Source organism: Mesorhizobium sp. M0016, from assembly GCF_040324035.1.
Lineage (GTDB): Bacteria > Pseudomonadota > Alphaproteobacteria > Rhizobiales > Rhizobiaceae > Mesorhizobium.
Window position 1 is genome coordinate 416,128 of the sequence record NZ_JAMYVM010000001.1, and the last position, 14,013, is coordinate 430,140.

The window sequence follows — 14,013 nt, forward strand, 5'->3', positions numbered from 1 at the left end:
AACCGCACAACGGGTGCGGTAAAGGATTGGGCCGGGATTACAAGTGGGATAGCCGCCTCGTCGAACAGGCTTCGGTAAGCAGGCCTTCACCGTCCGGGGTCATTGAAGACCACCCGTGTGGACGGCCGCTATTGGCGCGTAGCAGACGAGCTGACAGCATTCCGCCTCCCCTCTCCCTCGCAAGCCTGCCACAAGCTTGTTGCGGCATGGTCGCTCAGGAAACCCGGCAAAGAGGCGGACTTTCTTGGCGATTTCTCCACCCAGTGACATCGTTCTCGATGTTGCCCGAGCCGTCGACCCGGCGGATATCGAGGCTGCCCGTGCCGCGCTGGCCAAGCGGGCCAACGGCGTTGGCGGTAATTTTTCTGTCGACATGGCTGCTTCGGTCGATGCCGGCTCGATCCTGTCGCGCGCTACCGCCGACAAGGCCGCCGCAAATGCCGATCCCGCCAGCAAGTTCAAGAAGTTCGAGGCGATGGTCTTGCAGACCTTCATCCAGAACATGCTGCCCAAGGACACCGAGGGCGTCTACGGCAAGGGGCTGGCCGGCGACATGTGGAAATCGCAGCTTGCCGAGCGTGTCGCCGACGTCATGGCCGAGCGCGGAGGCATCGGCATCGCCAAATCGCTGCTCGCCGACCACTACAAGGACGGCAAGCGCACCGTGCCGATCGGCCCGGTGTCAACCGGGCCGCACAAGACCGAGATCGACCAGCAGACCCGGCTGTCCACCTCGCTGGTCGAGGAATTGCAGCGCAAGGCCGCACGGTCGATGACCGGCGACGAGACGACCATCAAAACCGAAATCAAGATCTAGACCAGGATTTTCAATGGCCGATTTTTCAAAATACTCTTCCAACCTGCCGGCGCGTACGTCCGAAGCGCCGATCCCGTTTGCACGGCCGGGCAACCTTGCCGCCATCATCGGCCGCATCGAGGAAGCGGTCGAGGAAGAGACGGCCGGTTTGAAGAACGACACCAGCTATGACCTCAAGGCCTCCAACGCCCGCAAGAGCCGCTACCTCTATGAGCTGACCCGCGCCATGAAGGGCGCCAACGAGATCGAGTTCCTGGAACAGCATCGCGACAGTCTGGCGCGGCTGCGCCAGAAGCTCGCGAAAAACGAGGCTGCAATCCTCGCCCACCTCAACGCGGTCAACGAAGTCGCCACGCTGTTGAAGAACGCCATTCAGCGCGCCGAAGCCGACGGCACCTATTCGGCCGGCGAATTCGGTTGGGCGAGCTGATGATTTCGGCAGCAGGCGGGAACAACCGGTGATCAAATTCGTCGCCGCCGCGATCTGGATCTGCGCCGCCACGCTTGGCGCGGTGTTCTATTCGTTCCAGGCGGCCGGTGAGCGCGGCGTCGGCGAGACGCCGAAACCGATGCTGGGTGGCCTCGACTACGTCAAGACCGACATCATCTCGGTGCCGCTGATCCGCGATTCCAAGATCGACGGCTATTTCCTCACCAAGCTCGTCTACACGGTCGAGCCGGCCGAGATAAAGAAGATGTCGATCCCGGCCGAAGCGCTGATGACCGATCAGGTCTATTCCTATCTCTACTCCAATCCGCAGATCGACTTCACCAAGAAGGAAACCATCGATCTCGATGCCTTCCGCAAGGCCATACGCGACACCGTCAACGCCCGCGTCGGCGCCGACCTGGTGCATGAAGTGCTGATCGACCAGGTCAACTTCCTGACCAAGGACGAAATCCGCGACAACGCCATGCGCCGCCGCAAGGATCCGGCCACGCCGACCGAACCGGCCCCGGCGGAATCGGCCCAGGCCGAGGCGGCGAAGCCCGCTGCTGAACACTAACCTTCGTCGCAGGGCGAATGTTCTCTGCCGCATTCCTTCCGACTGAAACGAGACGACGCATCGCGCGTTGACGTTTACGTCAACTCGAAGCTATATGCGCCAAGCGACCAGGATCGCGGTACGCGCGAGACAGTGACTTCGGCGGAGGCCGGTCACTGAAGCGCGGCAAAACACAACGAGACCAGGAGAACAGTCATGAGCGTTCAGGATATTGCCGAGAAGATGAGGTCGCGCGTGGCGAGCGCCGGGTTCGAACATTCCGTGAAGTTCGATACCGGCAGCAACGGCGTCATCGTCATCGACGGCGCAACCGTCTCGACCACCGACGCGCCGACCGACTGCACCATAAAGCTGTCGCTCGACGATCTGGATTCGCTGATCGCCGGCGACCTCAACCCGACCATGGCGTTCATGTCCGGCAAGATAAAGGTCGAAGGCGATATGTCGGTCGCCATGGCGCTCAGCCAACTGATCGGCTGAGCCCTTCGCAAAAACAAAACGCCGCCCTCGCTGAAATGCAAAGGACCGGCGGCGTTTGTTTTTGACCAATCAGGCGGCCAGCGACAGCCTCTGTGCCTTGAGCTTGCGACCTGCAGCCCTCAGCGTGCCATGCGCGCCGTCGAGCGCACCCTCGATCAGTTCCAGCGCCAGCAGGCGGTGCCGCTCGTACGGACCAGGCATGGCGAGCGCGCCGGTCTTCTCCGCCGAGAAGCCGAAGCGGCCATAGTAAGGCGCATCGCCGACCAGCAGCACCGCGGCATGGCCGAGACGCGCGGCCTCGGCCAAAGCATGGCGCATCAGCGCCGAGCCGATGCCGGCGTTCTTCAGCGCCGGATCGACGGCGAGCGGTCCGAGCAGAAGTGCTCCCGGGCCACCCTCGCCCAGACGCACGTCCCACAGCCGCACCGTACCAGCAACCGCGCCGGCTGCATCGCGCACGATAAAAGCGAGGCCTTCGGAAGGCCGGCGGCCACGCCGCAGCTTCTCCGACGATTTCTTGCGCCGCATCGGCCCCATAGCGCGATCGAGCAACGCTTCACGCGATGCAATGTCTGCCGCAGTTTCGGCGACGATGGGAATGCCGCCGGCCATCTCCCCCTCGAGGGGGGAGAATCCAATGCCGTCAATGTAATTTACAATGTCCATTTCCGCGATCCTTCACGAGCGGAGCTTGTTCCACAGGCGAACCCGGGCGGACGCAAACGTCCGCCTGGGGTGATCTGAAGGCCGAAGCCGTCAGATCACGTAGGATCGGAGAGGCTCGAAGCCGTTGAAGGCGACCGCCGAGTAGGTGGTCGTGTAGGCGCCGGTGCCTTCGATCAGCACATCGTCGCCGATGGTCAGCGACAGAGGCAGGGGATACGGCGTCTTCTCGTACATCACGTCGGCCGAATCGCAGGTCGGGCCGGCGAGCACGCAAGGTGCGGTCTCCGAACCGTCATGGCGGGTGACGATCGGATAGCGGATCGCCTCGTCCATCGTCTCGGCCAGACCGCCGAACTTGCCGATGTCGAGGAACACCCAGCGCACATTGTCGTTTTCGGCCTTCTTCGAGATCAGCACGACTTCCGACTTGATGACGCCGGCATTGCCGACCATGCCGCGGCCCGGCTCGATGATGGTCTCAGGGATCGCATTGCCGAAATGCTTGCGCAGCGCCGAGAAGATGGCCTGGCCGTAAGCCTGGGCCGCCGGCACATCACGCAGATAGCGCGTCGGGAAACCGCCGCCCATATTGACCATCTTCAGGACGATGCCTTCGTCGGCGAGCGTGGCGAACACCTTCTTGGCGTCGGCCAGCGCACGGTCCCACGCCGTCAGGTCGGTCTGCTGCGAGCCGACATGGAACGACACGCCATAGGGGTCGAGGCCGAGCGTCCTGGCATGGCGCAGCACGTCGACGGCCATCGCCGGCACGCAGCCGAACTTGCGCGACAGCGGCCACTCGGCGCCTTCGCCGTCGGTCAGCACGCGGCAGAACACGCGGGCGCCGGGAGCGACGCGGGCGATCTTGTCGACCTCCTCGACGCAGTCCACCGCAAACAGCCTGATGCCGAGCTGGTAGGCGCGTGCAATGTCACGCTCCTTCTTGATGGTGTTGCCGAAGGAGATACGGTCCGCCGGCGCACCGGCGTCCATCGCCATCTCGACCTCGGCAACGGAAGCGGTGTCGAAGGACGAACCCATCGCAGCAAGCAGGCGCAGGATTTCCGGCGCCGGATTTGCTTTCACCGCATAGTAGATCCGGGAATCGGGCAGCGCCTTTTCGAAGGCGCGGAAATTGTCGCGCACGACATCGAGGTCGACGACGAGGCAGGGGCCGGACGGACGTCGGGTGGCGAGGAAGTCAAGGATGCGCTGGGTGGCCATGGGGTCTCTCCATAAACGCCTTGCGGCGCGCAATAAGGCTGCGGACGCGGGGCTTTCGGCCTCGCGAACACGCGGTCAAACAAAGGCGGGACGGAAATCCATGGAACCAGCCGGTGGAGACCCCGGAACCATGAAACGCCATCTCGCGGCGGTGAACCTTGGCCTTGCCCGGCCTCGGTTCGCTTTGTCTGCCTTGGCTTGGATGGGAGACCCGTCCGCACTGCCGGCAATGAAGGTGTGCCTCTTCAGTAACCCCGGTCTTTGGACGACCGGCAGAACACCAGAAAGGCCCGCACCGTCGTTGCTTCAAGGTGTCCTCGGGCTGGCGGTTGGCCGCTAGACCGACTGGAGGGGTTAGCTCCAGTTACCTTACCGATTTCCCTCACCATTCGAGGATCGGCGGACACCCACAGGCACGTGCGACTTTGGGCAAGCGCGATATAAGATCGAAAGATTTCACAATCAATAAAAATCGTACTCCAGGTTGTAAAATTTCCGGCATCGAACAATGCTGGGCCTACTGTATACGGATATCGAACGATGCCAGGCACGCACGGCCCGCTCAACGCCCTTCTCGACCTGCGTCGAATGCCGGTGGCCAATGCGGAACTGGGGCCACTGGCCGGGCTGCGCCTGGCTGTGAAGGACATTTACGACGTCGCCGGCTACCGCACCGGTTGCGGCAATCCGGTGAAGTTCGCCGAGTCCCACGCCGCGTCCAGCACGGCACCGGCCGTGCAGATGATTCTCGACGCCGGCGCGCGTTTCATCGGCAAGACGCAGACCGACGAGTTCGCTTTCTCGCTGATGGGCCAGAACGCGCATTTTCCGTTTCCGGTGAACCCGGCCGCTCCCGATCGCGTCACCGGCGGTTCGTCCTCCGGATCGGCGGCGGCGGTGGCCGGCAAGCTTGCCGATATCGCCACCGGCTCCGACACCGGCGGCTCGATCCGTACCCCGGCGAGCTTTTGCGGGTTGATCGGGCTGCGCACCACGCATGGCCGCATTTCGCTTGAAGGCACGATGAAGCTGGCGCCGAGCTTCGACACATTCGGCTGGTTCGCCGACGACATCGAGACCTATGAGACGATCGGCAAATTGCTGCTCGGCCGCGACCCGCATCCGTATCCGCTCACCCGGCCGCTTTCGATCCGCTGGCTGGACGCTTTCGTGGCCGGCCCCGCCGAGGCAGCCGAATACGCCAGGATGAGAGCGCTGGCCGCCAGTCTTGTCGGTGAGCCGGCGCCGGTGGAGTACAGCTTCGCTTCCTTCCCCGACGAGCTCTACTGGTGCTTTCGCCGCCTCCAGGCCGCCGAGGCCTGGCAGCAGCATGGCGCCTGGATCATTTCTGGCGAGCGCGATCTCGGGCCGGGCGTCGAGGAGCGCTTTGGTTTTGGCCGCACGATCGACGAAAAGACCGCGCGGGCCGAGGCGGTGCGCCGCCTGACCTTCCGCTCCGAGCTAGCCGCGCTGCTCGGCCAGGACGGGTTTCTTGTCCTGCCCACCGTTCCAGGCCCCGCACCTCTGGTCAAAAGCGAGCCGCAGCAGCTCCAGGCCTACCGCGAAAGGGCCTTGCATCTTTTGTGCCTTTCGGGTCTTTCAGGCTTTCCGCAAATCACCCTGCCGCTGGGCTCGGTTGACGGTGCCCCTTTCGGCCTCTCGCTGCTCGGCCCTCCCGGCAGCGACATTGCCCTGATACGGCTCGGCCGGCGAATTCTCGATGCGGCACGAAAGGCCTGATGATGGATACACTGACCCGCATGCGCGCCTTCATCGACGTCGTCGAGGCCGAAGGCTTTTCGGCGGCCGCGCGCAAGATCGGTCGCTCCAAGGCGCTGCTGTCGAAATATGTGCGCGAACTCGAGGACGAACTCGGCGCGCTGCTGCTCAACCGCACCACGCGGCAGTTCTCGTTGACCGAGGCCGGCCATACCTATTACAGCCGCGCTTCGGAAATCGTGCGCGAGGTCGACAGCCTGGCCGACGCCGTGCGCGAATCCTCCGGCGACGTGCGCGGCAGGATCAAGCTGTCGGCGGCGCGCACCTTCGCCGACGCGCCGATAGGCCAGTCGCTCATCGACTTCGCCAAACAGCATCCCGACATCGTGCTCGACATCCATCTCGACGACCGTTTTGTCGATCTGGTCGAGGAAGGTTTCGATCTTGCCGTGCGCATCTCGCGCCTGGAGAACTCATCGCTGATCGCCCGCCGCCTGGGGCCGTTTTCGATCAAGCTTTGCGCCTCGCCGGAGCTGATCGCCAAGCACGGCAAGCCGACGCGCCCGCAGGATCTCGCCAACTTGCCCTGCATCGTCGACACCAATGGCCGCTCGCTCGCCAACTGGCGCTTCAGGGGCGATGGCGAGGAGTCAGTCAGTGTCAACGTATCGGGTCCGATCGAGGTCAACAGCCCGATGGCTGCGCGAGCCGCCGCCGTGTCCGGTCTGGGCTTCACCATCCTGCCGGATTTCATCGCCGCGCCCGACCTCGCATCCGGGCTGCTGGTGTCCTTGCTCGACGACCGCATCCAGTCGGGCAGCGGCATTTTCGCCGTCTACCCGCACCGCCGCTATCTGCCGGCCAAGGTCCGTGTCTTCGTCGATTTCCTGGTGCAATGGTTCAGGAACCGCGAGAGCGCTTGAGCCGGTCCTGCCGTGCCGCGGTCCCAATTTCGCCCCGTTTCTGGTAACCTCTCGAAATCTCTCCGAGGCCGATGGAACAGCGACCGAGAATGCATCTGAAACGGCACGCAATCATGCTGGCTTCGGCCTTGGCGGCGCCTTTTGCCGCCGTTGGAGCGGCTGGCGCGCATCCTCATGTCTTCGCCGAGGCCCGCCTCGACGTGATCCTCTCTCCGGATCACCAAAGTGTGAAAGCGCTGCGTCACCTCTGGCGTTTCGATGATCTGTTTTCGAGTACGGTGATGATGGAGTTCGACAAGAACTCCGACCTGAAGCTTGACGACAAGGAGCTGAAGGATGTCGCCGACACCGTTCATGCCTCGCTGGCCGAGTTCAATTATTTCCAGCTCGTCACCGTCGACGGCAAGGACGTGCCTATGACGCCGCCACCGCATCTGATGGCCAATTTCGACAACGACCAGTTGATCATCCTGTTCGAATCCGAACCCAAGGTGCCGATCAAGCTCGCCGGCAGGATCGATTTCGGCGTCTACGATCCAACCTTCTACACAGCGATCGACTTCACCGAGGATAGCAACATCACGGTGGAAGGCCTGCCCTCGAACTGCACCAAGAGCGTCATCCGGCCTGATCCAGACGAGGCGATCAAGGAAAACCAGAAGACCCTGACGGACGCGTTCTTCAACGACCCGACAGGCACCGACATGAGCAAGATCTTCGCCACCAAGCTCGAACTGAATTGCCCGCCAGAAGGATAGATCCGGTGATGAAACCGTCCCTGCGTTTGGCATTCGGCCTCGTGGTCGCTGCCCTGCTGATGACGCACTTTCTCGGGCAGGCCCATGCCCAGAGCTCACTCGGCATCGGTGTGAATGACGGCATGGCGCCCACCACCGGCCCGTTCGCCCACATCCTGATGTGGATCAATCTGCGCCAGCAGGAATTCTACCGCGCATTGGCTGCGGCGATGAAAGCAATGCGCGAGGACGGCAGCAAGATGTGGCTGCTGATCGGCCTGTCCTTCGCCTACGGCATTTTCCACGCCGCCGGCCCCGGCCACGGCAAGGCGGTGATCTCGTCCTACATGGTGGCCAATGAAGTGGCGCTCAGGCGCGGTATCCTGCTGTCCTTCGTCTCGGCGCTGCTGCAGGGCCTGACCGCGATCCTGGTGATGCTGCTTGGCTATTTCGTCCTGCGCGGCACCGCCATCTCGATGACCGACGCAGCCTGGTTCATGGAGATCATGAGCTATGTCTTCGTCACTTTGTTCGGCGCCTGGCTGCTGTGGCGCAAGCTCGGGCCTACGGTCCTGCGCTGGTTCGGCAAGGCGCCCGCCTACAACCTGTCGGCAGCCCACGCCGGTCATTCCCATGGCGGCCATTCGCATGCCGCTCACAGCCACGCGGCGCATGCGCATTCGCATGCCTTGCATGTGCATCACGACCATTCGCATGATCATCACGATCACGCTGCGCACGACCACGACACACACGATCATTCCCATCACGACCACGCTCATCACGATCACGCCGCTCACGATCACCCAGCCGGCGAGGTCTGTGATACGTGCGGCCACTCACATGCGCCCGATCCGGCGCTGCTGTCGGGCGACCGCTTCGACTGGCGCACGGCCTGGTCGGCAGTAGCCGCCGTCGGCGTCCGCCCCTGCTCCGGCGCGCTGATTGTGCTGAGCTTCGCTTTGCTCAACGGCCTGTGGCTCGGCGGCCTGCTCTCGGTGCTGGCGATGTCGATTGGAACCGCCATCACAGTCTCGGCGCTGGCAACGATCGCAGTCACCGCCAAGAACTGGGCGGTCTATTTCGCCGGCGATGGCCGCATGGGCAACCGCATTCACACAGTCGTCGAGATCGGCGGCGCCGCCTTCGTCTTCCTGTTCGGACTGTTGCTGTTGTCGGCGAGCCTGTCCGGAACTGTATGACCTCGGCGGGTCAGGCCTGACCCGCGATCTTTCCGCCCAGCTCATCCTCGATATGCGCGCGGATGATTTCATCGAAACTTTTTTCGGCGCTGAAGCCGAGGTCTCTTGACCGTCGCGCCTCGAAGCGCGTCGGCCAACCCTTGACGATCGCCCAGATCGTCTCGTCGGGCTCCTCACGGATCAGGCTCGCCACCTTGGTGCCCGCAATGCGTTCCAGCGCCTCGATCTGCTCGCCGACGGTGACGGCAACGCCCGGCATGGTGAGGTTGCGGCGCGGCCCGACAGCGGCACCGTCGAGCCCGGCGGCATGGATCAGGAATCCGACCGCAGAGCGCGGGCTGGCATGGGTGTGCAGCACCGAGCGCGGCACCGGCAGGATCGCCTCGTGGCCGCTCAGCGGCTCGCGGATGATGCCGGAGAAGAAACCTGACGCCGCCTTGTTCGGCTTGCCGGGCCGCACGCAGATGGTCGGCAGCCTTATGCCGATGCCGTCGAAGAAGCCGCGCCTGGAATAGTCGGCCAGCAGCGCTTCGCTCATCTGCTTCTGCGTGCCGTAGGAGGTCAGCGGCGTCGGGTGGAAATCGTCCGGGATCACATCCGGGAACGGCGCGCCGAACACCGCGATCGACGAGGTAAAGACGAGGCGCGGCGAAAAGCCCGCCAGCCGCACGGCGTCGAACAGCGCCCGTGTGCCGTCGAGATTGACGCGGTAGCCGAGATCGAAATTGGCTTCCGCCTCACCCGACACGATGCCGGCGAGATGGAACATGACGTCGGGGCGTGAGGCGACCAGGCTCTCGGCAGCACCGGCGTCGGCAAGGTCGCCGGTATGCGTGGCGATGCTGACGCCGTCCATCGCCGGCGCCTGCGGCGGCACGATGTCGTGCAGGTCGAGCCCGGTGATCATGCGGCCGTTGAGCGTGCCGTCCTTGGCCAGCCGGTCGACAAGTTTGCGGCCGACCATGCCGGCGGCGCCAGTAATCAGGATGCGCATTTCAAAGCCTCTTATTTGCCCTTGTTCTGGCTGCGACCCCGCAACCAGAACACCAGAAAGAATGCCAGCACGAAGGCGATGCCGACGATGCCGGCAAGTACGGTCGAGACATTGCCGACGGCCAGCATCACGGTCGGCAGATAGAACGCCGCGATGCCGAACAGCAGCATGATCCAGGCTGCGGCAATCAGCGCGTTTCGCGTGTCGCGATCCATCATGCCGTCCCGCCACAGCGGGAACTCGTCAACTCGGATGCCAATGCCATGAAATTCCCTGTCAGTGATAATGGCCGTGATGCGGTGGCGCACCATGGTCGTGGTCATGATCGTGCTCGTCATGGCTGTCGGCGCACTGGCCGAATTCCGGTTCGACCGTCGCGTGGCTGATGCCGTGTTCGGCGGCGAGCCGCTTCTTGATGGCGCTGACCGCCTGGTGCGGATCGACGCCATCGTTGAGGCAGGCATGCAGCGTCGCCATGTTGCTGGAGCCGTCCAGCGACCAGACATGCATATGGTGCACCTCGCGCACGCCCTTGACGGTGCCGGCAATGTCCTTGGCGATGATGTCGCGGTCGAGGCTTGCCGGTACGCCTTCGAGAAGGACGTGGGCGGCTTCGCGCATCAATGACCATGCGGTGGACAGGATCAGCACCGAGACCAGCACCGACAGAATCGGGTCGATCGGCGTCCAGCCGGTGGCCAGGATGACCAGCGCCGCCACGATCGCCGCCGCCGAACCGAGCAGGTCGCCCAGCACATGCAGGATGGCGCCGCGCATGTTGAGGCTGTCGTGGTCGCCGCCATGCAGCACGAAGAACGAGGCGAAGTTTACCAGAAGGCCGGCGATCGCCACCACCAGCATCGGCCCGCCCAGCACCGGCGCCGGCGTCATCAGCCGGCCCCAGGCTTCGTAGACGATCCACAGCGCAATGGCGAAGATGGCGATGCCGTTGGTGTAGGCGACCAGCGTCTTGACCCGGCCGAAACCGTAGGTCAGGCGCACTGTCGCCGGCCTTCCGCCAAGATGGAAGGCGTACCAGGCAAGGCCAAGCGCGATCGAGTCGGCGAGCATGTGGCCGGCGTCGGCCAGCAGCGCCAGCGATCCCGTCAAAAGGCCGCCAAGCACTTCGGCCACCATGAAGCCGGCGGTCAGGCAGGCTGCGATCAGCACACGCTTCTTGTCGGTCGAGCCATGCACATGGCCGGCGCCATGCCCAGCATGCGAACCATGATCATGGCTGTGCGCCATCGGAAAAAACTCCTGTTACGCGCCGAACTCGGCGCGGAAATCCTCGAGCCGCCGCTTCTGCCGGCCTTCGCCATCGAAATTGGCAGGATCGAGCCATGCCTCATAGGCTTTGCGCAGCGCCGGCCATTCCTTGTCGATGATCGAGTACCATGCCGTATCGCGGTTTTCACCCTTGACCACAAGATGCTGGCGGAAAATGCCCTCGAACTTGAAGCCGAACCGTTCCGCCGCGCGCTTCGACGGCTCGTTGCGGTTGTTGCATTTCCACTCGTAGCGGCGATAGCCGAGCTCGTCGAAAATGTACTTCATGAACAGGAACTGCGCTTCGGTCGCTGCCGGCTTGCGCGAGATCAGCGGCCCCCAATAGATGTTGCCGATCTCAATGACGCCATAGGTGGGATCGATGCGCATCAGCGTCTGTCGCCCCGCGACCCTGCCGCTGGCCTTGTCGATGACGGTGAAGAACAGCGGATCCTCGCTCGCCTCGACCTTGTCCAGCCATGGCTGGAAATCGGCGCGGGTTTGCGGCGGATAGTCGGGCAGCCAGGCAAAGCGGCCGTCAATGTCAGGCACCGACGACGCCTCGTAAAGGCCGTCGCCATGCTTTTCGGCGCTCAGCGGTTCGAGCCGGACATAGCGGCCGTCAATGGGCTTGCGCTCGGGCCGCGGACGCGCTTGCCAATCTTTGAGATTTTCCGACACGCAAAACTCCAATCCGTTTGACTTTTGTGAGCAGACGCTCACAAAAACGCGACCTAACAGCAAGAACCACACGGACGGGAAAAATGCTCCACACGATTTCGGCCTTCGACCGCCTCGGCGAGGAAAACGCCTTTGCCGTGCTGGCGCGGGCGACCGCACTGGCTCAACAGGGCCGCGATATCGTCAATCTCGGCATCGGCCAGCCCGACTTCAAAACGCCGCAGCACATTGTCGACGCAGCGATCAAGGCGCTGCGCGACGGTCACCATGGCTACACCCCGGCCAACGGCCTGCTGGCGACGCGCGAAGCGGTGGTGCGGCGCACGCTGGCCACCACCGGCGTCGAGGTCTCGCCGGAAAATGTGATGATCCTGCCCGGCGGCAAGCCGACCATGTTCGCGGCGATCCTGATGTTCGGCGAACCCGGCGCCGAGATCCTCTATCCCGACCCTGGCTTTCCCATCTATCGCTCGATGATCGAGTTCACCGGCGCCGCGCCCATTCCGGTGCCGATCCGCGAAGAGAACGGCTTTGCCTTCTCGGCCGAGGAGACGCTGGGGCTGATCACCTCGAAGACGAGGCTGCTAATCCTCAACTCACCGGCCAACCCGACCGGCGGCGTCACGCCGCGCGCCGAGATCGAGAAGCTGGTGGAGGGGCTGCAAGCGCATCCGCAGGTCGCTATCCTCTCCGACGAAGTCTACGACGTCATGACCTATGACGGCGAGACGCATTTTTCGCTGCTCAATTTTCCGGAAATTCGCGACCGGCTGATCGTGCTCAACGGCTGGTCGAAGACATGGGCGATGACCGGCTGGCGCATGGGCTGGTCGATCTGGCCGAATGGCGACAAGGGCGGGCATCTCTACGACAAGGTCCGCAAGCTGGCGGTCAATTGCTGGTCCTGCGTCAACGCGCCGAGCCAGTTCGCCGGCATCGCCGCCATCGACGGCCCGCAGGACGATGTCGACAAGATGATGCGCGCCTTCGACAACCGCAGGAAGATCGTGGTCGAGGGGCTGAACGCGCTGCCCGGCGTCTCCTGCATTACGCCGAAAGGCGCATTCTATGCCTTCCCGAATGTTTCGAAGACCGGCTGGAAGGCCAAGAAGCTCGCCTCGGCACTGCTCGAGGAGGCCGGCGTGGCGCTGATCGGCGGCCCCGATTTCGGCATTCTCGGCGAAGGCTACATCAGGCTTTCCTACGCCAATTCCGAAGAGAACATCTTGCACGCGCTGGAGCGGATCGAGGCGTTTTTGAAGAGGTAGGCCTTCGGCTGTTCACCCACGCCCCACGAACGGCATCTTGGTCGCCATCACGGTCATGAACAGCACGTTGGCGTCGAGCGGCAGGCTGGCCATGTGGACGACGGCGTCGGCGACGCGTTGGACGTCCATCACCGCCTCGGCGGCGATGGTGCCATTGGCCTGCGGCACGCCGACCGTCATTGCGTGCGCCATATCGGTCAGCGCGTTGCCTATATCGATCTGGCCGCAGGCGATGTCATAGGGCCGGCCGTCGAGCGCCAGCGTCTTGGTCAGCCCCGATATGGCGTGCTTGGTCGCGGTGTAGGGCACCGAGCCCGGCCGTGGCGCATAGGCCGACACAGAGCCATTGTTGATGATGCGGCCGCCCATTGGCTTTTGCTTGCGCATGACGCCGAAGGCGGCGCGGGCGCATAGGAACGATCCGGTGAGATTGACTCCGACAATATCGTTCCAGACCTCGACCGGGATCTCGTCGATGGGCGTCGACTTGTAGCTCATGCCGGCATTGTTGAAGAGCAGGTCGACGCGGCCGAAGGCTGCGGCCACCGTCTCGAACAGGTCATCGACTTCGCCGGCCTTGCTGATGTCGCAGGCAACCGCCAGCGCCTTGGCGTCCGTTTTCCCGGCCTCGGCAATGGCGGCATCGAGCACCGCTTTGCGGCGGCCGCAAAACACCGTGTTCCAGCCCGCCTTCAGCAGCGCCGTGGCGACGCTCTTGCCGATGCCGGTGCCGGCGCCGGTGACGATGGCGGTTTTCTCTGGGAGGGCTGTCATGGATTTTGCTCCTGCGCGCCGCGCATCCCGGCACAGATCGGGGTGCATCCGAATGCACCGACCCATCGCAAATGACGGGGATCATGGCAAGCCGGACACTGTGCATGTCGCTCAAAGTGGCCCCGGTTGTGAGAGAACGACATGCATCAGGACAAAAACATGAAGCGCGACGCACTTTATGTGATCGGTCCAACAAAAAGGGGCGGTCATTGGCGACCGCCCTGATCTGAACCGGGCTTGGGAGGAGGAAAG

16 protein-coding genes are annotated in these 14,013 nt (G+C 63.6%); 9 read left to right on the forward strand and 7 right to left on the reverse strand.

Translation table 11 applies throughout. From position 1 onward, the window contains the following. Positions 1 to 244 precede the first annotated feature (244 nt). The 4 genes from NKJ88_RS02015 (at position 245) to NKJ88_RS02030 (ending at position 2,304) form a co-directional block, all read left to right on the forward strand. Entirely contained in the window at positions 245 to 817 is a 573-nt protein-coding gene (locus NKJ88_RS02015; RefSeq protein ID WP_023671918.1) for a rod-binding protein, read from the forward strand. Positions 818 to 830: 13 nt separating this feature from the next. Next, positions 831 to 1,247, forward strand: coding sequence for a hypothetical protein (locus NKJ88_RS02020; RefSeq protein WP_023671919.1), 417 nt, complete (start codon positions 831 to 833; stop codon positions 1,245 to 1,247). A 28-nt stretch (positions 1,248 to 1,275) separates the two neighbouring features. After that, positions 1,276 to 1,824, forward strand: a complete 549-nt coding sequence (locus NKJ88_RS02025; protein WP_352443477.1) for a hypothetical protein — start codon at positions 1,276 to 1,278, stop codon at positions 1,822 to 1,824. Positions 1,825 to 2,019: 195 nt separating this feature from the next. Further along, positions 2,020 to 2,304: an SCP2 sterol-binding domain-containing protein gene (locus NKJ88_RS02030; RefSeq protein WP_023683274.1), complete on the forward strand. Its 285-nt coding sequence runs from the start codon at positions 2,020 to 2,022 to the stop codon at positions 2,302 to 2,304. Positions 2,305 to 2,373: 69 nt separating this feature from the next. On the opposite strand, the gene NKJ88_RS02035 is transcribed toward NKJ88_RS02030, so the two are convergent. Together NKJ88_RS02035 and odc2 are read right to left on the reverse strand one after the other, a co-directional pair. Continuing rightward, complete coding sequence (locus tag NKJ88_RS02035; RefSeq protein WP_352443540.1) at positions 2,374 to 2,916, reverse strand: GNAT family N-acetyltransferase; 543 nt, start codon at positions 2,914 to 2,916, stop codon at positions 2,374 to 2,376. Positions 2,917 to 3,060: 144 nt separating this feature from the next. Further along, on the reverse strand, positions 3,061 to 4,194 hold the full coding sequence (odc2, locus tag NKJ88_RS02040) for an ornithine/lysine decarboxylase (RefSeq protein WP_023747155.1): 1,134 nt from the start codon (positions 4,192 to 4,194) through the stop codon (positions 3,061 to 3,063). Between the two features lie 540 nt (positions 4,195 to 4,734). Between odc2 and NKJ88_RS02045 the strand changes: the two genes are divergently transcribed. The 4 genes from NKJ88_RS02045 to NKJ88_RS02060 all read left to right on the forward strand — a co-directional run bounded on the left by NKJ88_RS02045 (position 4,735) and on the right by NKJ88_RS02060 (position 8,775). Continuing rightward, entirely contained in the window at positions 4,735 to 5,934 is a 1,200-nt protein-coding gene (locus NKJ88_RS02045) for an amidase (RefSeq protein ID WP_352443478.1), read from the forward strand. Between the two features lie 2 nt (positions 5,935 to 5,936). Beyond that, a complete protein-coding gene (locus tag NKJ88_RS02050) occupies positions 5,937 to 6,836 on the forward strand; it encodes a LysR family transcriptional regulator (protein WP_023686387.1) in 900 nt (299 codons plus the stop codon). 89 nt (positions 6,837 to 6,925) lie between these two features. Then, positions 6,926 to 7,594 (forward strand): DUF1007 family protein, encoded by a 669-nt coding sequence (locus NKJ88_RS02055; protein ID WP_352443479.1) that lies wholly within the window; start codon positions 6,926 to 6,928, stop codon positions 7,592 to 7,594. Between the two features lie 8 nt (positions 7,595 to 7,602). Beyond that, complete coding sequence (locus tag NKJ88_RS02060) at positions 7,603 to 8,775, forward strand: nickel/cobalt transporter (RefSeq protein WP_502904722.1); 1,173 nt, start codon at positions 7,603 to 7,605, stop codon at positions 8,773 to 8,775. 10 nt (positions 8,776 to 8,785) lie between these two features. On the opposite strand, the gene denD is transcribed toward NKJ88_RS02060, so the two are convergent. From denD to NKJ88_RS02080, 4 genes are read right to left on the reverse strand one after another with little or no spacing between them, the layout of a single operon-like run. Continuing rightward, positions 8,786 to 9,769 (reverse strand): D-erythronate dehydrogenase, encoded by a 984-nt coding sequence (denD, locus tag NKJ88_RS02065; RefSeq protein WP_352443480.1) that lies wholly within the window; start codon positions 9,767 to 9,769, stop codon positions 8,786 to 8,788. A gap of 11 nt (positions 9,770 to 9,780) precedes the next feature. Further along, positions 9,781 to 9,987, reverse strand: coding sequence for a hypothetical protein (locus NKJ88_RS02070; protein ID WP_023686390.1), 207 nt, complete (start codon positions 9,985 to 9,987; stop codon positions 9,781 to 9,783). Positions 9,988 to 10,045: 58 nt separating this feature from the next. Further along, positions 10,046 to 11,017 (reverse strand): cation diffusion facilitator family transporter, encoded by a 972-nt coding sequence (locus tag NKJ88_RS02075; protein ID WP_023744207.1) that lies wholly within the window; start codon positions 11,015 to 11,017, stop codon positions 10,046 to 10,048. Positions 11,018 to 11,032: 15 nt separating this feature from the next. Next, entirely contained in the window at positions 11,033 to 11,719 is a 687-nt protein-coding gene (locus NKJ88_RS02080; protein ID WP_352443481.1) for a GNAT family N-acetyltransferase, read from the reverse strand. An 83-nt stretch (positions 11,720 to 11,802) separates the two neighbouring features. Here NKJ88_RS02080 and NKJ88_RS02085 point away from each other — a divergent pair, with 83 nt between their 5' ends. Next, entirely contained in the window at positions 11,803 to 12,987 is a 1,185-nt protein-coding gene (locus tag NKJ88_RS02085) for a pyridoxal phosphate-dependent aminotransferase (protein WP_023823300.1), read from the forward strand. A gap of 12 nt (positions 12,988 to 12,999) precedes the next feature. Here NKJ88_RS02085 and NKJ88_RS02090 read toward each other — a convergent pair whose 3' ends face one another. Next, the gene (locus NKJ88_RS02090; RefSeq protein WP_023823299.1) at positions 13,000 to 13,761 is read right to left on the reverse strand and encodes an SDR family oxidoreductase; all 762 of its coding nucleotides are present in this window, start codon (positions 13,759 to 13,761) and stop codon (positions 13,000 to 13,002) included. Positions 13,762 to 14,013 lie beyond the last annotated feature (252 nt).